Source organism: Rhodoferax sp. (assembly GCF_025354435.1).
Lineage (GTDB): Bacteria > Pseudomonadota > Gammaproteobacteria > Burkholderiales > Burkholderiaceae_C > Rhodoferax_B.
In genome coordinates this window covers 11,992-30,814 of record NZ_JANXMU010000020.1, presented here as the reverse complement: position 1 = coordinate 30,814, position 18,823 = coordinate 11,992, and the positions used below count along the sequence as shown (strand labels likewise).

18 protein-coding genes are annotated in these 18,823 nt (G+C 62.3%); 11 read left to right on the top strand and 7 right to left on the bottom strand.

Annotation, left to right across the window (positions count from 1 at the left end; genetic code table 11):
- The 3 genes from Q0T48_RS22030 to Q0T48_RS05230 all read left to right on the top strand — a co-directional run.
- Positions 1-102: IS3 family transposase (locus tag Q0T48_RS22030; RefSeq protein WP_366887934.1), on the top strand; the 102-nt coding region annotated here is incomplete at its 5' end.
- Between the two features lie 122 nt (positions 103-224).
- The gene (locus tag Q0T48_RS05235) at positions 225-959 is read left to right on the top strand and encodes a transporter substrate-binding domain-containing protein (protein WP_366887933.1); all 735 of its coding nucleotides are present in this window, start codon (positions 225-227) and stop codon (positions 957-959) included.
- 5 nt (positions 960-964) lie between these two features.
- The gene (locus Q0T48_RS05230) at positions 965-2,926 is read left to right on the top strand and encodes a diguanylate cyclase (RefSeq protein ID WP_295953408.1); all 1,962 of its coding nucleotides are present in this window, start codon (positions 965-967) and stop codon (positions 2,924-2,926) included.
- Here the strand turns inward: Q0T48_RS05230 and Q0T48_RS05225 are convergent, their stop codons facing one another.
- From Q0T48_RS05225 to gpmA, 6 genes are all read right to left on the bottom strand, one after another.
- Positions 2,927-3,757 carry a MinD/ParA family protein gene (locus tag Q0T48_RS05225; RefSeq protein WP_295953401.1) on the bottom strand — a complete coding sequence of 277 codons (831 nt, stop codon included), beginning with the start codon at positions 3,755-3,757 and terminating at the stop codon, positions 2,927-2,929.
- Between the two features lie 6 nt (positions 3,758-3,763).
- A complete protein-coding gene (locus Q0T48_RS05220) occupies positions 3,764-4,504 on the bottom strand; it encodes a GGDEF domain-containing protein (RefSeq protein ID WP_295953406.1) in 741 nt (246 codons plus the stop codon).
- Positions 4,505-4,643: 139 nt separating this feature from the next.
- A complete protein-coding gene (locus Q0T48_RS05215) occupies positions 4,644-6,329 on the bottom strand; it encodes a SulP family inorganic anion transporter (RefSeq protein ID WP_295953399.1) in 1,686 nt (561 codons plus the stop codon).
- Between the two features lie 59 nt (positions 6,330-6,388).
- Complete coding sequence (gene moeB / locus Q0T48_RS05210) at positions 6,389-7,138, bottom strand: molybdopterin-synthase adenylyltransferase MoeB (RefSeq protein WP_295953395.1); 750 nt, start codon at positions 7,136-7,138, stop codon at positions 6,389-6,391.
- Between the two features lie 63 nt (positions 7,139-7,201).
- Positions 7,202-8,638 carry a S41 family peptidase gene (locus Q0T48_RS05205; protein ID WP_295953393.1) on the bottom strand — a complete coding sequence of 479 codons (1,437 nt, stop codon included), beginning with the start codon at positions 8,636-8,638 and terminating at the stop codon, positions 7,202-7,204.
- 80 nt (positions 8,639-8,718) lie between these two features.
- Complete coding sequence (gpmA, locus tag Q0T48_RS05200; RefSeq protein WP_295953390.1) at positions 8,719-9,465, bottom strand: 2,3-diphosphoglycerate-dependent phosphoglycerate mutase; 747 nt, start codon at positions 9,463-9,465, stop codon at positions 8,719-8,721.
- 124 nt (positions 9,466-9,589) lie between these two features.
- Between gpmA and Q0T48_RS05195 the strand changes: the two genes are divergently transcribed.
- The 8 genes from Q0T48_RS05195 to Q0T48_RS05160 all read left to right on the top strand — a co-directional run bounded on the left by Q0T48_RS05195 (position 9,590) and on the right by Q0T48_RS05160 (position 18,323).
- Positions 9,590-10,000 (top strand): rhodanese-like domain-containing protein, encoded by a 411-nt coding sequence (locus tag Q0T48_RS05195; protein ID WP_295953387.1) that lies wholly within the window; start codon positions 9,590-9,592, stop codon positions 9,998-10,000.
- Between the two features lie 50 nt (positions 10,001-10,050).
- A complete protein-coding gene (gene grxC / locus Q0T48_RS05190; RefSeq protein ID WP_295953386.1) occupies positions 10,051-10,311 on the top strand; it encodes a glutaredoxin 3 in 261 nt (86 codons plus the stop codon).
- A 100-nt stretch (positions 10,312-10,411) separates the two neighbouring features.
- Positions 10,412-10,879, top strand: coding sequence for a protein-export chaperone SecB (gene secB / locus Q0T48_RS05185; RefSeq protein WP_295953383.1), 468 nt, complete (start codon positions 10,412-10,414; stop codon positions 10,877-10,879).
- Between the two features lie 4 nt (positions 10,880-10,883).
- Complete coding sequence (locus Q0T48_RS05180) at positions 10,884-11,918, top strand: NAD(P)H-dependent glycerol-3-phosphate dehydrogenase (RefSeq protein ID WP_295953381.1); 1,035 nt, start codon at positions 10,884-10,886, stop codon at positions 11,916-11,918.
- A 184-nt stretch (positions 11,919-12,102) separates the two neighbouring features.
- Entirely contained in the window at positions 12,103-12,429 is a 327-nt protein-coding gene (flhD, locus tag Q0T48_RS05175) for a flagellar transcriptional regulator FlhD (RefSeq protein ID WP_295953378.1), read from the top strand.
- 10 nt (positions 12,430-12,439) lie between these two features.
- Positions 12,440-13,015 (top strand): flagellar transcriptional regulator FlhC, encoded by a 576-nt coding sequence (gene flhC, locus Q0T48_RS05170; protein WP_295953376.1) that lies wholly within the window; start codon positions 12,440-12,442, stop codon positions 13,013-13,015.
- A gap of 272 nt (positions 13,016-13,287) precedes the next feature.
- Positions 13,288-17,391 carry a response regulator gene (locus Q0T48_RS05165; RefSeq protein ID WP_295953373.1) on the top strand — a complete coding sequence of 1,368 codons (4,104 nt, stop codon included), beginning with the start codon at positions 13,288-13,290 and terminating at the stop codon, positions 17,389-17,391.
- 11 nt (positions 17,392-17,402) lie between these two features.
- Positions 17,403-18,323 (top strand): diguanylate cyclase, encoded by a 921-nt coding sequence (locus Q0T48_RS05160; protein WP_295953368.1) that lies wholly within the window; start codon positions 17,403-17,405, stop codon positions 18,321-18,323.
- Here Q0T48_RS05160 and Q0T48_RS05155 read toward each other — a convergent pair.
- Positions 18,320-18,808 (bottom strand): 6,7-dimethyl-8-ribityllumazine synthase, encoded by a 489-nt coding sequence (locus Q0T48_RS05155; RefSeq protein WP_295953365.1) that lies wholly within the window; start codon positions 18,806-18,808, stop codon positions 18,320-18,322. The two genes, Q0T48_RS05160 and Q0T48_RS05155, sit on opposite strands and share 4 nt — an antisense overlap.
- Positions 18,809-18,823: the final 15 nt, after the last annotated feature.

The following is an 18,823-nucleotide window of genomic DNA, read 5'->3' as shown; positions in this document are numbered from 1 at the left end:
TGGTATAACCGGACTCGACTGCATTCGACGCTGGACTATGTCAGCCCGGTGCAGTTCGAGCAGAACTGGCTTGCGAATCAGCCCAAGCAAGCCAACTCATGAGCTCGGTTATGGGATACGGATTCCAGGGGCAAGGTCAGTGTTTTAAATATTGCGTGCAACTTATGTATTCTTTTGTTTGCAAATGTGGGTACTTATTGTGGGGGTTGCTGTTAAGCCATGCTGTGTGGGCGGCGGACGAGCGGCCAGATTGCGGCAGGCCGCTGACACTGGCCCTGCATGTGCATGGCTTGCTGTATTCGGCTGACTTGGATGCGGGCATTGACAAAGACTTTGCCGATGCCTTGATCCAGCGCAGTGGCTGCAGCATCCAGACCAGCGTATTGCCGCGCGCACGCATCTGGCAATTGATTGAGTCGGGTGCGCTGGACTTCAGCCTGTCGGGCATCGCCACCGAGGAGCGCAACACCTACGCTGCCTTTGCCTGGTATTTTTCCAACAAGTACTACCTGCTGGTGAATAAAAGCACCAATGTGCAAAAACTGTCTGACTTTGAAGCCCAGCCTGCGATGAAGCTAGGTGCCATTCGCAGCTTCCGTTACAGCAGCAATGCCAACCGCATGCTTGACAAGCTGGCCCAGGCAGGCCGGGTCAGCTATGCATCGGGTCTGGATCCGTTGTACCAAGTGTTGATTTTGGGGCGCATCCAGGGCATGGTGATCGAGCCTTTCGACATTGGCGATGTCGAGGCCAAACAGATCAAGGACACGACCCAGATCGTCGAGTTTAACGATCCTCCCGTGCCGCACGGGCTCATTATTTCCAAGAAATCCATCCCCCCGGTTGAGATCACCAAGTGGGTGGCATTGGTGCAGTCAATGCGCAACGACGGCACGGTGCTGCGGATTTTTGAAAAGTATTTCCCGCCTGCGCTGGCCCGCGAAATGGTGGTGTTTTGAAACTGATGCGCCCCGACAATTGGCTCCATCACCTGGGTGGCGCGCTGCTGGTGCTGGTGTTGTCGCTGGGGACCACTTGGTGGTTGTGGCAGTTTGAAACCCGCAACGCAGAGATCGACCAGCGTGCGCGCATGGATGCCAGCGTGCAAGCTTTTGCCAACCGTGTGGAGCAGCGCATGCGTGCCCAAGAGCAGGTGTTGCGGGGCGTACAGGGTCTGTTTTCTGCGGGCGCACCGGTGGGGCGTGAGGCTTTTGCCCGCTATGTCGATGCCTTGCAGCTTGGCGCTGACATGGCCGGGATGGTGGGCTTGGGCTGGGCTCCCTTGCTGAATGCGGCACAGATGCCGGAGCTGGAAGCCATGATGCGCTCACAAGGCTATTTGAACTATGAAACTACGCCCCCGGGCAGCCGCCCGCAATACGCTCCCTTGGTGCAGCTGGAGCCTTCTGTAGAGCCCGACAAACGCATGCTGGGCCAAGACTTGATGGCCAATGCGGACTACCGCGCTGCGTTGGAGCGTGCCCGCGATTCCGGGGCCAGTGCCATTACTGCCAAACTCACACGCCCCTTGGAGGGCGGGGCTGGCGCCCGTGTCGGGTTTGTGATGTTTCTGCCGGTCTACCATTTGGGCGCACCCACTGCGACGGTGGAAGAGCGGCGGGCCAATCTGCTGGGCTGGGTGGTGGCACCGTGCCGCATGGATGCCTGGATGGCGGGCCTGCCTGGTCTGGGTACCCACGCAGGTGGGGTGCGGATTTTTGATGGTGTTGAACTCAGCAACCAGTCGCTGCTGTTCGACTCCACACCCACTCACTTGCCCAAGGTGCAGGGTTCGGCAGACACCTTGGAGTACCTGCAGGTAGCGGGCCGCACCTGGACCCTGGCTATGGCGGAGCAAGCCGATGTCCCCGATTCACCGGCCCACAACAAGGCGCAGATGATCGCCCGCAACGGGATGTTTTTGAGTGGCGTGCTGGCCTTGTTGGCGTGGGTGTTGCTGAGTGACCGGGCGCGTACCGTCATCATGGCCACCCAGATGACGACCGAACTGCGCGAAACCAAAGAGCACTTTGAGCTGATCTTTGACAGCAGCCCCGACGGCATGGTGATCACCCAGCAAGCCGATGGCCTGGTGGTGGACATCAACAAGGGCTTTACCGCCATGACTGGCTACGAGCGCGGTGATGTGGTCAGCATCTCGATAGGCGCTTTGCCGATCTGGAAGTCTGCCGACGACCGCCGCCGGTACCGCAAAGAACTGGCCGAGCACCAGTTTTGTGAAAATCTGGAGGTCGCGCTGGTCACCAAAACCGGCAACACCATCGTGGGAATTTTGTCGGCGCAGCCCGCCACTTTCAAAGGCGTGGCCTGTTTTGTGGGGGTGGTGCGTGACATCACAGGCCGCAAAGCCATTGAAGATCGCATGGCCCACATGGCGCAGCATGACACCTTGACCGGACTGCCTAACCGCGCGCTGTTCGACGACCGGCTCAAACAGGCCATTGTCCAGGCCAACCGCAATCGCGGGCGGCTGGCTCTGTTGTATGTGGATCTGGACCATTTCAAACCGGTGAACGATACCCTGGGCCACGCGGTGGGCGATGTGCTGCTCAAGGCCGTAGCCCAGCGCATGCACGACAGCGTACGCGCCTCAGATACCGTGGCCCGTATCGGGGGCGACGAGTTTGTGGTGTTACTGCCCACCGTGCACGATGGCAGCGATGCCCTGGCAGTGGCCGAGAAAATCCGCCATGCGCTGAACCAGAGCTTTGAAGTGGTGGCGGGCAAGATGGTGCACATTTCGTCCAGCACCGGTGTCGCCATCTACCCCGACCATGGCAAGGACGAAATTGCGCTGTCTAAAAATGCCGATATGGCGATGTACCGCTCTAAACAGCAGGGGCGCAACCAGGTAGTGCTGTTTGCGCCGCTAGCGCCCGTAGATCCTGCGGCGGCTGCTATTTAATTAATTGCGTGACTCGGCGGGCGAGATCACGGTTTCGTCTAGCTTGCGGGCCAGTTCCGACACGGCCAGCGCGGCCGGGCAGCCGGGGGTGCTCACCATCAGCAGTTGGCGGCGCATTACGGCTTCGCGGACCGAGGTATCGGCCGGGATGTCGCCCACATGGATCAAGCGGATCGAGCGGCCGGTGCCGTTGGTCACAAAGCGGTCCAGCACCTGCTGCAACTGGGTGGTGATGGCGCGGCCATCTCCGGGTCGGGCAGTCTGGTTGATCACCATGCGCACGTGTTGGCGCTTTTGCTGGGTGGCCAGTACCTTGATGGCCGCATAGGCATCGGTCAGCGAAGTGGGTTCGGGTGTGGCCACCACCAGCACCTCGGAAGCCAGCGACACCGAGAACAGCACCACGTCTGAAATGCCTGCGCCGGTATCCAGCAGCAGCACGTCAAAACGCGGCATCAGGGTGCGCACCACCTGCAAGAACTCGTCACGCACCTCGGGGGTGAGGCGCGAATACTCGACCATGCCCGAGCCCGCCAGCAGCACCGAGAAGCCGCCGGGGGCTTTAACAATCGCTTCGTCCAGCGTGGCTTTGCCGGTAAACACGTCGTGCAGGGTGATCTTGGGGTGCAGGTTTAGCACCACGTCCAAGTTGGCCAGGCCGAGGTCGGCATCGAGTACCAGTACGCGGTGGCCACGTTTGGCCAGGGCGGCTGCCAGATTGGCCGAGACAAAGGTTTTGCCTACGCCGCCTTTGCCACTGGTGATGGCCAAAACCTTGGCACCGCCACTGCTGGAAGAAAAGAAAGGAGGGGAATTCAGAATGTTGCTCATCACGGCTTACCTTTGTCCAGTGCTGCCATTGGCGACACCAGACGACATATCAATCCAAGCCGGTTCTGCGGCAGACAAATGACCAAACAACAAATTTTTCTCTTCGGCGCTGACATGGCTCTCGGGTTGGGGCTCCAGGCACAGGCGGTTACGCCCAGTGGTCTTGGCCAGGTATAGCTGTTGGTCGGCTCGGTCAGTCCAGAGCTCGGTGGTGGAGCGAATCCACTGCAACGCAAATGCGCCGCCGATGCTGATGGTGACCTGCAGTTCCACCCCGGGCCCCAGCGGGATTCGGGTGTTTTCAATGCTGCGGCGGATGCGCTCGGCCACCGCGTGGCCGAAAGACGGCTGGCACGATGGCAGTACCACCACAAATTCTTCGCCGCCGTAGCGTGCCAGCGTGTCCATGGGGCGCACACAGGCTTGCAGCGCTTTGGCCACCACGCGCAACACCTGGTCGCCCGCCGGGTGGCCGTGGGTGTCATTGACAGTTTTAAAGTGGTCGATGTCGATCAGCAGCAGCAACGCCGCCTCGCCGGAGCGGGCTACGCGGTCTACCTCGGCCTCCAGCACCGTGTTGAAGTGGCGGCGGTTCGACAGGCCGGTGAGCGGATCCCTGAGCGACAAATCGCACAGGCCATCAATCATCGTCTGCAGATAGGCAGCGGGGTAGGGTGTGTCCACCGGGGGCATCACTTGCTGTAGCAGGGCACAAGCCGACTCCAGGCGCAAATCGCGTAGTTCCATGGACGAGTAGGTTACCGATGAAGACACGTTTATGAGCCAAAAGTTACAGAAAGTTTAACAGTATCTGGTCGTCAACCAAGCCGGGATATGGCTTGCTCCACCGGGCCAGTCGCTATCTTTACCGGCTTTGTATATCAGTTCAGATCGCAAAATCATCCAGGCCGTGCTGCAGCGCCAACAACGCATCGTGGTCGGTGCGGTGCAGGCGCACTGCGTTGGGTGGTAGCTCTCCGGCACGGCGCAGCACATTTTCGACCGGCAGCTTCATGCCGCTGAGGTGCAGGGTGATATGGTTTTGGGCTAGAGCATGGCGCAGTTTGCCAAAAGTTTCTACTCCTGTGGCATCAATGCGGTTGATCGGCTGGGCAAACAGGCAGACCTGGCGCACGCCAGGGTGCAGCGCCAGGTACTCCATCACGGCCCGCTCCAGGCTGCTGGCCGAGGCAAAGTCCAGCTCGGCATCCATGCGCAGCGCGTACAGGTGCGGGGCTAGCGGCGGCAGGTTCCACAGATGGCGGTCGCGCAGGCTGCCATCGGGGTGCAGGCCAATCTCGATGATGCGCGGGTGCAACCGGTGGTACAAAAAGTGCGACAAAGCCATCAGCAAACCGGCCAACACGCCCCAGTACAGCTTTGGTGCGGTGGCCAGGGTCAGCACAAAGGTAGTGGCGCAGGTCAGTGCCTCCACCGGGGCGGCGCGCCAGATACGGCGCAACTCGGCCGGTTGCACCAGGCTGGACACCGCAGCCACTACCACCGCCGCCAGTACTGCCTGCGGCACGTGGTACAGCGCCGGGGTCAACCACAACAGCACCAGCAAAACCAGCAGCACTGAGAAAATCGTCGCCCAGCCGGTTTTGGCCCCAGCGTACAGGTTGATGGCCGAGCGTGAGAACGATGAGCTGGTAGGAAACGCCCCGCACAGGCCCGATGCCACCTTAGCCATACCCTGGCCGATCAGGTCCTGGTTTTCGTTCCAGCGGGTGCCGCCGCGCTGGTTGTCCACCTTGGCGCTGGACGCGGTTTCTAAAAAGCTGATCAGCGTCAGCACCAGCACCGGCAGGGCCAAGTCGCCCAGCTGCGCCAGAGAAATCAGGCCGGGCAGGTGCAGCGCAGGCAGACCGGCGGGCAGGGCACCCACCACTGCGCCGCCACCCATGGCAAAGCCCAACCAGGAACTCAAAAGCGCGCTGGCCACTACCAACACCATCAGCACCGGAAACTTGGGCCACCAGCGCTTGCCCAGCACCAGCAATGCCAGCGCACCCAGCCCGAATGCCGTGGCCTGCCAGTCGATCTGTGGCTGGTGCAGCAGGCTTCCCAGCGGCCCTTTGAGCCCCACCAGGGCAGGCAGTTGCGACAACACGATAAGCACCGCCGCCGCCTGGGTAAAGCCGGTCAACACCGGCGCACTGACCAGATTCAACAGCCAGCCAAAGCGCCCCAGCCCCAATACGATCTGCAGCAGCCCTGACAGCAGAGCCAGCCATACCGCCAACGTGACCCACTGCGTGCTGCCAGGTTCGGCCATACCCAGCATCGCCGTGCCCACTAGCAAAGCGCTCAGCGCGGTCGGCCCCACCGAAAGGCGGGTAGACGAGCTCCACAGCACCGCCACCAGTGCGGGCAGCAGCGAGGCGTAGATGCCCGTGACCAGCGGCATACCTGCCAGCGCGGCGTAGGCCACGCCCTGGGGAATCACCATCATGCCCACCGTCAGCCCGGCCCAGAGTTCGCCGAGCATGGTGCTGCGGTCGGGACGCGGCCAGTTGAGAAACGGAAACCAGCGCTGGAAGTTAACCAAATTTATAAGGATTTTAGGCATCTAGCGCATATTCCTATTACACAGGTAGCTATGAAAATAGGAGTATAGGGGCAGGCGGCTTATTGGGGCCCGCACACGCTGCACGCCGGGTCGCGTGGGATGCGGATTTCGTTCCAGGCCATGCTGCGCGCATCCAGCATTTGCAGCCGCCCGGCCAGCGAGGTGCCCGCACCGCTGACCAGCTTGATGGCCTCTGCAGCCTGCATGGCCCCGATGATGCCCACCAGCGGTGCCAGTACGCCCATCACGGCACAGCGGGTTTCCTCGAAATCCTCGCTGGGTGGGAACACGCAGGCGTAGCAGGGCGATGCTTGATTGCGCGCGTCGAACACGCTGATCTGCCCGTCCATGCGGATGGCCGCGCCCGACACCAGCGGCTTGCGGTGGCGCACGCAGGCAATGTTGACGGCATGGCGGGTGGCAAAGTTGTCGCAGCAGTCCAGCACCACGTCGGCCTGGGCCACCAGCGCGTCCAGCAGCGCGGCATCGGCCCTGGCGTGGATGGTGGTGATCTGCACCTCGGGGTTGATGGCCTGCATGGCCGTGCGGGCCGAATCCACCTTGGGCTGGCCGAGGCGGTCCAGGCTGTGGGCAATTTGCCGCTGCAGGTTGGTTAAATCCACCGTATCGTGGTCCACCAGGGTGATGTGGCCAATGCCCGCCGTGGCCAGGTACAGCGCCACCGGCGAGCCCAGTCCGCCTGCACCGATCACCAGCGCGTGGGCATTTAAAAGCCGCTCTTGTCCTTCAATGCCAATGTCGTCCAGCAGGATGTGGCGCGAGTAGCGCAGCAGTTGGTCGTCGTTCATCTTGGCATTGTCGCAATGAAAAGCCCCGCAGAGCGGGGCTTTTGGATGGAGGCAGGGCGCTAACTACTGTTCTTTTTTCTCTTCTTTGCGCTCGACCATGGTCTTGCTGACGATGACCGGCTTGCCCTTGAACTGGTTGATCGCCTGGATCAACTGGAAGTCTTTTTCGCTGCCAAATTCCGGTGGCGGCTTGCGCTCGGCAACTGGTTTCAGGGCTTCGGCTTCCAGCAGCTTGCGGGCTTCGTCACGGGCCTTTTCACGGGCTTCGTCTTTTTTCTCTTCGCCTTGGCCGCTGTTCAGGTGCTTTTCCAGGTCGGCTTCGCGCATGCGCAGGGCACCGAAGGGATTGCCGTCTTCGGTGTCATCAACCATCACGTCGGGCACGATGCCCTTGGCCTGGATCGACTTGCCGCTGGGCGTGTAGTAGCGCGCGGTGGTCAGCTTCAGGCCGGTATCGGGGCCGAGCGGGCGCACGGTTTGGACCGAGCCCTTGCCAAAGGTCTGGCTGCCCATGATGGTGCCGCGTTTGTAGTCTTGCAGGGCACCGGCGACGATCTCGCTGGCCGAGGCCGAGCCTTCGTTGACCAGCACGATCAGCGGCACGGTTTTCAGGGCCGCAGGCAGTTTGGCCAGGGCATCAGCACCACGGCGCTGGTAGAACTCGGGCGAAGCCTTATAGGTGAATTTGCTGTCGGCCAACTGGCCATTGGTGGACACCACGGTCACGTTTTCAGGCAAGAAGGCGGCCGACACGGCCACAGCAGCATCCAGCAGGCCGCCCGGGTCGTTGCGCAGGTCCAGCACCAAGCCTTTGAGCTTGGGTTCTTGCTTGTAGATGTCGGTGATTTTGGTGGCGAAATCTTCCACCGTGCGGTCCTGGAACTGGCTCAGGCGAACCCAAGCGTAGCCGGGCTCAATAACTTTGGCGCGCACCGATTGGGTGCGGATTTCTTCGCGGGTGATGGTTACTGGGAAGCTGCGGTTTTCGTCCTTGCGGAAGATCGTCAGGCTGACCTTGGTGTTGGGTTCGCCACGCATTTTTTTGACCGCATCGTTCAGCGCCAAGCCTTTGACGGCGGTGTCGTCGATCTTGGTGATCAGGTCGTTGGGCTTGAGGCCCGCGCGGAAGGCCGGTGAGCCTTCGATGGGCGAGACCACCTTGACCAGCCCGTCTTCCTGGGTGATCTCGATGCCCACGCCCACAAAGCGGCCCGTGGTGCCTTCGCGAAATTCCTTGAACGACTTTTTATCGAAGTACTGCGAATGCGGGTCCAGGCTGGCCACCATGCCCGCAATTGCGTCGCTAATGAGCTTTTTCTCGTCTACCGGCTCTACGTAGTCGGTTTTGACCATGCCAAAGACCGCCGCAAGCTGTTGTAGTTCTTCCAGTGGCAGCGGCGCCATGGCCCCACGGGCCACGGTTTGTAGCGAAACCGTGGTGAGGGCTCCGGCAATGGCACCGGCGGCAATCCAACCGGTAATTTTGAGTTTCTGGCCCATAAGCATCTTTCAGTTCACTGTCAATATACACGTTGGTATCCACTTGCATGGATACGTTCCGTGTAAACCTTTTTATAGGCTTATTTCTTCTGGCCTTGGGCGGCAACGGCAGCTGCCGCAGCAGCGGCGGCTTCGGCATCGCCTAGATAGTAGTGGCGGATCGGCCGGAGGTTTTCGTCCAGCTCGTACACCAGTGGAATACCGTTGGGGATGTTCAAGCCCACGATGTCGTCATCGGAGATGTTGTCCAGGTATTTAATCAGGGCGCGGATCGAATTGCCGTGGGCGGCCAGTACCACCCGTTTACCGGCCTTGATGGCGGGGGCCATTGCTTCGTTCCAGAATGGCAGCACGCGGTCCACAGTGTCTTTTAGGCATTCGGTCAGCGGCACCTGGTCGGCGGTTTGCTTGGCGTAGCGCGGGTCGCTGCGCTCGCAACGCGGGTCGGTGGCTTCCAGCGCGGGTGGTGGCGTGTCGTAGCTGCGGCGCCAGACCAGCACCTGGTCGTCGCCGTATTGTTTGGCGGTTTCGGCCTTGTTCAGGCCTTGCAGAGCGCCGTAGTGGCGCTCGTTCAGGCGCCAGCTGTGTACCACCGGTAGGTAGGTACGGTCCATTTGGTCCAGGCAATGCCACAGGGTGTGGGTGGCACGCTTGAGCACGCTGGTGTAGGCCACGTCGAATTCATAGTTGTCGGCTTTCAGCAGGCGGCCCGCGTTTTGCGCCTGAGCGATGCCGGTGTCGGTCAGCGGCACATCGGTCCAGCCGGTGAAGCGGTTTTCAAGATTCCAGGTGGATTCGCCGTGGCGGATCAGAACGAGTTTGTACATAGGGCGGCTTGTCTCGGTAGATGAAAAGGGAGGCCAAAAATAAGGCTTCCCGCAAGGGGCAGCACGCCATTCTAAAATCGCTGGTTCGGGGTAGTCCCGCTAAACCATAAATAAAAGGTGCAAAGTGAAGTTTTTAATAGACAACTGGATGCTGATTGCGATAGCGCTGGCCGCGGGTGGCGGCTTGCTGTGGCCTGTGATTGCCAATGGCGCGGGTGCCGGTGCCTTGACGGCCAACGGCGCGGTGCAGCGCATCAACCGCGACAAAGCGGTGGTGGTGGACGTGCGCGAGGCCGATGAGTTCGCAAACGGCCATATTGCTGCAGCCAAGAACCTGCCGGTGGGCCAGTTGGAAGACAAGCTGGCCGCCGCGGTCAAAAACAAATCTTTACCCTTGATTTTGGTGTGCGCCACGGGTGCACGGGCCAACAAAGCCCTGGCAACTGCCAAAAAGCTGGGTTACGCCGAGGCCGAAGTGCTCAGCGGCGGACTCAAGGCCTGGAAAGAGGCCAACCTGCCGCTTGAAAAGTCCTGAGCCCCACCCCAGCTAAAGTTTTATCGTTTTACCTGCCGAAAGTCGCCTCAATGCAAGCCGTCAAGATGTACACCTCCGCCGTTTGCCCCTACTGCATCCGCGCCAAGCAAATTCTGAAAAGCAAAGGCGTAGAGCAGATCGACGAGATCCGCGTGGACCAGCTCCCCGAGGCCCGTGCGGCCATGATGGAGATGACGGGTCGGCGCACCGTGCCGCAAATTTTTATCGGCGACACCCATGTCGGTGGCTGTGACGATCTGGTGGCCTTGGACGGGCGGGGTGGTTTGCTGCCCTTGCTTAATGCAGCTTGAAGTGCTGCTTGAATTGCCTTCCTGATCGGCAATAATTCGTTTGCTTTTTTTGCCCGCTGTGGTTTCTCCGGCGGGCTTTGTTTTGAATTGAAAGAACACCATGTCCGAGCAACAAGATCCCGTTTTCCAAATCCAGCGCGTGTACCTGAAAGAGGCTTCGCTGGAGCAGCCCAATTCCCCTGGCATCCTGTTGGACCCCACCCAACCCACCGTGGAAATCCAGTTGGGCGTGGATGCCAACCCGGTCGCGGATGGCATTTTTGAAGTGGCTGTGACGGCCACCGTGCAAACCAAGATTGGCGACAAGACTGTGTTCCTGGTGGAAGCCAAGCAAGCCGGTATTTTCGAAATCCGCAACATGTCGCAAGAGCAGATGGGCCCGATCATCGGCATCGCCTGCCCCCAAATCGTTTACCCCTACCTGCGTAGCAACGTGGCCGATCTGGTCCAGCGCGCCGGTTTCCCGCAAGTGCACCTGGCCGAAATCAACTTCCAAGCGATGTACGAGCAGCAGCAAGCCAACGCCGCTGCAGCCGCGGTAGAAGCGCCCACTGCAACTCTGCAGTAAACCCATGAGAATCGCGGTTCTGGGCGCGGGGGCCTGGGGCACCGCGCTGGCCATCAGTGCCAGCCAGCGCCACAGCGTCACGCTGTGGGCGCGCGATGCCGAGCAGGCGGCTGCCATGCAGGCCCAGCGCTGCAACCAGCGCTACCTGCCCAGCATCCCTTTTCCCGAAGCGTTAACCGTCTGTTCTGTATTGCCAGAGGCCTTGGCCGCGCTGGTGGCGGACCACGATCTGGCCATCATTGGCACCCCTATGTCGGGCTTGCGCCGCATGCTGCAAGACATTGCGGGCTGTGCCGCCCCGGTGGCGTGGCTGTGCAAGGGGTTCGAACCCCCAGATTCCAAGCCTTTTGGGCTGCTAGCCCATGAAATACATGCACAGGTAACTATTGAATCAATAGCAAATGCATCGGTGCATGAGGCTGCACGTTACGGCGTGCTCAGCGGCCCCAGTTTCGCCCAGGAAGTGGCCCGTGGCCAGCCCACAGCCCTGGTGGCTGCCAGTAGCCGTGCCGAGGTGCGCGATGCCCTGGTCGAGGCCTTCCACAGCCCGACGCTGCGGGTTTACGCCAGCGACGATGTGGTCGGTGTGGAAGTGGGCGGCGCGGTCAAGAACGTGTTGGCCATTGCCACCGGCCTGTGCGACGGCCTGGGTCTGGGCCTGAATGCACGGGCGGCACTGGTCACCCGTGGACTGGCCGAGATGACGCGCCTGGGCATCGCCCTGGGTGCCAAGGCCGAGACCTTCATGGGCCTGTCGGGCCTAGGCGATCTGGTGCTGACCTGCACCGGCGATTTGAGCCGCAACCGCCAGGTGGGTTTGTTACTGGCCCAAGGCCACACCTTGAGCCAGGCAGTGGCCTCTTTGGGCCATGTAGCCGAGGGCGTGTACAGCGCCCGCACCGTGGCACAGCGCGCGCACAGCCTGGGCGTGGACATGCCCATCACCCACAGCGTGGTGGCTTTGCTGGACGGGCGCATTCTCCCGGCTGACGCGGTTGCGTCTCTGATGGGGCGGGTCCCAGTGCCCGAGCTTGTGTAAGGTTTTGTGTCTATTGTGTAAGGGAATTTCTTACACAGCCCGGTAAAAATCTGACCTGCGGTATGGATGCTCCCCGACTTAATTTTTGATTGGGGGGTATTCACAATCCATTTCAACGGATCGGGAAACAGCAGATTGCGACAAGCGCAATGCAGCCTGAACCGGGCAGACCAAAGGACACACCATGAACACCGAACAGATCATTGCCGAAATCCGCGAGGCCAATCTGACGTACCTCATGCTGGCGCAAAGCCTGATCCGCCAGGACAAGGCCGAGGCCCTGTTCCGCCTCGGTATCAACGAAGAAGCCGCCGACATCCTGGGTGCCCTGTCGGCCGCACAAATTTTGAAACTGGCCTTGGGTAACATGCTACTGTGCCACTTCCGCGTAGAAGACAGCCTGGTCTGGAGCTTGCTGACCAACCACGACATCAAGAAGGTGGGCAACCCCGCCACCAACAAATTGCACGCCAACATCCTGATGGCAGGCCGTGTGGCCGAAGTCCTGTAGGGAGCCGAGCATGACCGCCACCTCTGTTGCTACTGCCACCAAAGTGCCCAAGCCTTCCAAGAGCGTGCTGCAAGACTCGCAGCAAATCGAACGCGCCGCGGCACTCATCCGCATGGGTGCCCGCATGCAGGTGCTGGAATCGGAAACTGATCTGTCCTACGAGCGCCTGCTGCGCCTGTACAAAGAGGTGTCGGGCAAGTCGCCCAGCAAAGGCCAGCTGCCGTTTTCGACCGACTGGTTCTTGTCTTGGCAGGAAAACATCCATTCCTCGCTGTTTTTGAACATCTACGAATACCTGTCCAAAAGCATGGACATGGACTCCATCGACATCCTGACCAAGGCTTACCGCCTGTACAGCGAGCAGATCGTTGCCGCCGAGGTCGATCCGCTGCTGTCGTTCACCCGCGCCTGGCGGCTGGTTAAATTTGTCGATGCCAACATGCTCAACATGACCCAGTGCAGCAGCTGCGGCGGTAAATTTGTCACCGAGCTGTACGAAAACCCCCGCCAATACGTCTGCGGACTGTGCAGCCCACCTGCCCGGGCAGGCAAATGCAAGGGCGAACGCACCTTGATGTTGCACTAAATGCGCTAATGCAACGCCTGATTGCATGGGTATCCTGCAACCAGAGCGCGGCGGCCTAAAACCAGTCGTGTAAAACACACGAAACTGCCCGTTGTAGCCCGTTTTCCCTCAGCTGCCGCCTTACCATAACGCTTTGAATCGGAAGATTTCGATCCCATCGAAACGCAACCGAACCGGCAATAAGTCCGGTTTCAAGGCATTGGATAGGCGACAAAATGTTTCGATGTGGGAATTCAGTGCGGGTGCGCCCGCGCAGCTTGCGGTTTTACTTGATGGCGTTGGTCCTGGTAGCGTTGCTACCCATGGCCGGGGCGGCCGCGTTCGCCATGTGGCAGGTCGCCCATGTGTACCGCGATGCCTCCACCCACCAGTTGCAGGAAAACGCCCGTACTCTGGCCCAGGTGGTCGATACCGAGATGGCCGCCCGCACTACCATGCTGGAAGCCCTGGCCACGCTGGCGGCCAACCATCCACCTGGCCTGCTGGGAGTGGACCACCACCTTGAGGACTACGTCATCCTGGCGCAGGTTGGCGAAGATGCCAAGCCATCCCCGATTGCCAGCCTGGCCGCCGAAGGCATTCCACCCGACATACGCGCCCAGGCCTTGGCGGCCCCGGAGCGCAGGGTGTCCAACGTGTTCATGACCGGCGCCAAGCAGGATGCCCCCCGCGTGGCTCTCAGCGTGCCTTACCAGGAATCCGGCGGGGCCCGCAAGGTGCTGGCGCTGATGGTGTCGCCACTGGAGCTGGTGCGTTCTTTACAGCAGCGCAGCATCCCCTCGAACAACCTGGTGGCGGTGGTGGACGGCAACGGGCGGCTGGTAGCCCGCTCGTGGGATTCGGAGCGGTTTGTGGGCACCACCGTGCCCGACTGGGCACGGCTACAGGTCCTGGATGCCGAAAGTGGTGTTTTTGAAGCCCTGTCGCTGGAGGGCCGTTCGGTGGTGATCGGCTTCCAGCGCCTGGCGCATACCCCCGGCTGGGTGGTCGTGGTGGGCGAGCCGCTGGAGCGGTTCAACGCCCGCTGGCACCGGCCTTTGGGCACGCTGCTGGCCGGTGCACTGCTGGCCCTGTGTTTGGCTTTGTTTCTGGTGCTGTGGGTGACCCGGCTGGTACTGCGCCCGGTGCAGGCCCTGGCGCACAACGCCGAAAGGGTGGCCACCGACACCCAGGGGACGGCCGATCTGGGCCCGGCCATCGCCGTGTCGCCGGTCGCGGAGTTTGAAGGCCTGCGCCAAAGCCTGGAGCAGGCGGATACGGTGCTGCGTGCCCGGGCTGAAGCCGTGCGCGCCAGCGAAGCCCGCTACCGCGAGCTCAGCGATGCGCTGTCGCAAGAAAAAGAACGTCTGCTGCTGGCCACCCAGGCCGGAGGCGTCGGCATTGTGGAGCTGGATTTCGCCCAGAACCGCTACCTGTGGGACGACCAGACCTACGCCGTCTTTGGCCTGCAGCGTGGCGAGTTTGACGGCAGCCAAAAGCAGCTGCTGGCACGCTTTCACCCCGACGACATCCGTGCCATGGCCCGGCAGTGGCAGACGGCACTGCGCGACACTTCCGTGCTGGATATGGAGCTGCGCATCGTGCAGCTTGCAGGGGCCGTGCGTACGGTGCAGATTCACGGGCAAGTCCACCGCCATGCCGATGGCCGCCCGGCGCGCGCTATTGGCACGGTGTGGGATATCACCGCCGCCCGCGAAGCCGCTGACGCTCTCACCGCAGCCAAAGAGGCTGCCGAGGTAGCTGAGCGCGGCAAGAGCGCGTTTCTGGCCTTTATGGGCCATGAAATTCGCACCCCCATGAACACCGTGCTGGGTATGACCCGGCTCGTGCAGCAAACCGAGCTGTCAGGCAAGCAGCGTAACTACCTGGACAAGATTGACGTGTCAGCCCAGTTGCTGCTTGGCATCGTCAACGACCTGCTGGACCTGTCCAAGATCGAAGCCGGCAAGATGACCCTGGTTGAGGCCGAATTCACCCTGGAGTCGCTGCTCGAATCGGTGTCGGTGGCCCATGCCCTGAAGGCCGAAGAAAAAGGCCTCGAGATCGCCTACGCCGTCGGGCCCGACGTGCCCGCGCGGTTGGTGGGCGACGCGCTGCGGCTTAACCAGGTGCTGGGCAATCTGGTGGGCAATGCCGTCAAGTTCACCGCCCAGGGTGAGGTGGTGGTGTCGGTGGTGCTGGTATCCGACAGCCATGCCAGCGATTACCTGCTGCGGTTTTCGGTGCGTGACACCGGTGTGGGGCTGGACGTGGCGAAAATTGCCCGCATGTTCCTGCCGTTCTCGCAGGCCGACAACCAGGTCAGCCGCGACTACGGCGGCAGCGGACTCGGCCTGTCGATCTGCAAGCAGTTGGTGGAGCACATGGGCGGGCGCATTGGCGTGACCAGTGCGCCCGGGGTGGGCCGCACCTTCAGCTTTACCGTGCCATTGCACCACCCCAACCTGGTGGCCCCGCCGTTGGTGGAACGCAACGCGCCCATCCTGCAGCGCCGCCGCCTGCTGGTGGTGGACGACAACGCCAGCGCGGGCAGCATCCTGGCGCAACTGGCGCGCGGCTTCGGCATGGTGGTGCAACAGGCCGACTCGGGCCCGGCTGCACTGGCCCAGTTGGGCGCCGCCCACGACAAGGGCCGTCCGTTCGACATGGTGTTGATGGACTGGCGTATGCCCGGTATGGACGGCATGCAAGCGGCCCGCCAGATCAAGGCCTACGCGGCCTGGGCCTCCATTCCGGTGATGCTGATGGTCACCGCCTACGCCCGCGAAGCGCTCCTCACGGAAGCCAAAAGCCTGGGCCTGGCCGGGGTGCTGATCAAGCCCGTGACCGAGTCGCTGGTGTTCAACACCCTGGTCGATGCGCTGGGCAACACCTGGACTGGCCCGCCCAGTGCGGAAAGCGACAGTCCCCTGGACCTGGGCCGCTTGCAGCAACGGCGGGTGCTGCTGCTGGCCGAACGCCCACTGGACCACGAGGTGGTGGTCGAGTTTTTGCAGCAAATTGGCATGCAGGTAGACACCGCCCATGACAGTGCCCAGGCGCTGGCCCGGCTGCAGGCTGCGCCGTGCGATGTGGTTCTGGTGGCGCACCACATGCCCGGTATGGACGGCCTGGCCGCCACCCGTGCGCTGCGCAGTGAACCGCGTTGGGCCTACCTGCCCGTGCTGGGGCTGGTGGAAGTGGCCGATGGTGAGCGTGCTGCCGAGCCGCAGGCCTGCCTGGAGGCGGGTATGGACGACAGCCTGACCCAACCGCTCGACCCCGAACAACTGGCCCGCCTGCTGGTGCAGTGGCTGCCCAAAGACCCGGCGCTGGCTTCGCTGGCCGGTCTGCGGGTGCTGGTGGTGGACGACAACGCCCTGAACCGCGAGGTTGCCAGCGAATTTTTGCAGGCAGTGCGCATGCAGGTAGTGCTGGCCGCCGATGGCCAGCAAGCCCTGGAATACCTGGAACACAGGGACTTTGACATGGTCCTGATGGACCTGCAGATGCCGGTGATGGACGGCTTGGCCGCTAGCCGCGAGATCCGCAAACAGGCGCGTTGGGCCAGCCTGCCTCTGATTGCGCTGACGGCACACGACTCGCAGGTGGGCCATCCGGCCGCCTTGGCCGCGGGCATGGATGCCTACCTGGGCAAACCGATCGACGAGTCGCTGCTGTACCAGACCCTGTTGCAATTTGTGCCCCAGCTGCCGTGCAGCCTGCCCCAGACCGCCGCCGAAGCGCCGGTGCTTGCCGACACCTGTCTGCTGTACGACCTGCCCGGCGTGGACTTGCGGCTGGCCCTGGTGCGCCTGGGCGGACGGCCGGCCAGCCTGCAGCGCGTGCTGGGCGGCTTTGTGCGTGACTTTGCCAACCTGCCAGCCCAGTGGCGGCCGCCCCGGGCGCTACCGTCGCGCAACAGCATCTCCGCCCACGCGCATACCCTCAAATCCACGGCGCGCTACCTGGGGGCCGATGCCCTGGCCGATACTGCCGTCCGTCTGGAGCAACTTGCCCCGCACGCCACCCCGGAGCAACTGGCCGAGGCTGTGGCCTTGTTGTGCCTGCAACTAGACACCGTGCTCAAAAGTGCCATGGGCCTGCTAATCGACGACCACTCCCATAACGCTGAAGCCGATGCCGATGCCAGTAACGCCACTGTGGATGTTGCCGCCGTGCTGGCGCGCATCGCCAAGGCCCGGCCCATGGTGGCGCAGGGCAACTACGCGGCGGCCGAGCTGCTGCTGGGCATCCGCTCCGCGTTGGCCCGCACCGCCCTGGCGCGCATGGCCGATAGCGCCCTGACCCAGTTTGAAGACCTAAATCTGTCTGCCGCCAGCGCGACCTTGCAGGTCTTGGCCGAAGCGCTGGCAGACAACCCTGGAGACGCCTGACACCCATGGAGATGCTCGCTTTGCCCACCGTGCTGATCGTCGATGATGACCGCACCAGCCGCACCGTGCTGGCCGATCTGCTGCACGGCGAATGCCGCGTGCTGCTGGCCAAAGACGGCCCGACGGCCCTGCAAAGGGTGCGCGAAGAGCCCGAAATCTGCCTGCTGCTGCTCGACATCGCCATGCCCGGAATGGACGGCTACGAAGTGCTGCAGGCCCTGCACGCCAACCCCCGCACCGCCCATGTCGCGGTGATCTTCATCAGCGGGCTTAACGATGCCCGCAGCGAAGAGCAAGGCCTGCTGCTAGGCGCGGTGGACTATGTGGTCAAGCCCATCCGCCCGGCGACGGCCCGCATCCGCATCCGCAACCACCTGCGCCTGATTGCCCAGCGCAAGGAGCTGGAGCGCCTGGCCAGCCGCGACGGCCTGACCGGCATTGCCAACCGCCGTTCGTTCGATGAATCGCTGCAGGTGGTGTGCCAATTGGCGGCGCGGCGCAAGGAGTCGCTGGGGCTGTCGATGATCGACGTGGACTTTTTCAAGCAGTACAACGACCTGTACGGCCACCCGGCGGGCGACGACGCGCTGCGCCGCATCGCCCAGGTGGTGGCCAGCTTTGCCCGGCGGCCCTACGACCTGGCAGCCCGCTACGGCGGCGAAGAGTTCGTGCTGCTACTGCCCGCCGTGCCCGATTTAGACCACCTGCTGGAGCGCCTGCGCACCGACGTGATGGCCCTGGGCCTGCCGCACGCGGGCTCGCAGGTGGCCAATGTGGTCACCATCAGCATTGGCGCGGTGCACATCAGCGCCGGTGGCCGCCACTACCCGGCTCTGCTGCTGGAACAGGCCGATGCCATGCTCTACCAGGCCAAACACCAGGGCCGCAACCGCGTGGTGTCGGGCGCGTTTGCCTCTACCAGCCGGTTTTAACGGGCCAGTTGGGCATCCAGACTGCGCAGGCTGGCCACGGTGGCCAGGCAGGCTTGCGCTACTTCCGCACCCTTGTGCACGAAGTGGTCGCCAAAGAACTGCTGGTGCTCGGCGTGCGAATGGAAGTGGTGCGGCGTGAGCACTGCCGAGAACACCGGCACGCCGGTGTCTAGCTGCACCGTCATCAGGCCCTGGATGACGGCGTTGGCCACAAATTCGTGGCGGTAAATGCCGCCGTCCACCACCAGCGCGCAGGCCACGATGGCATCGAACTGGCCGGTCTGGGCGAGCTTCTTGGCATGCAGCGGAATCTCGAAGGCACCGGGCAGCGAAAACAGGTCGATCGCGTTGGCGGGTACGCCGTGGCGTGCCATCTCGGCCAAAAAGCCGTTGCGGGCCTGGTTGACGATGTCGGCATGCCAAGTGGCTTGGATGAAGGCGATGCGCAAGGGGGCGGTAGCTGTCGTTGTGGTGGTCGTGGTCATAAGAGGTGTTGGCAA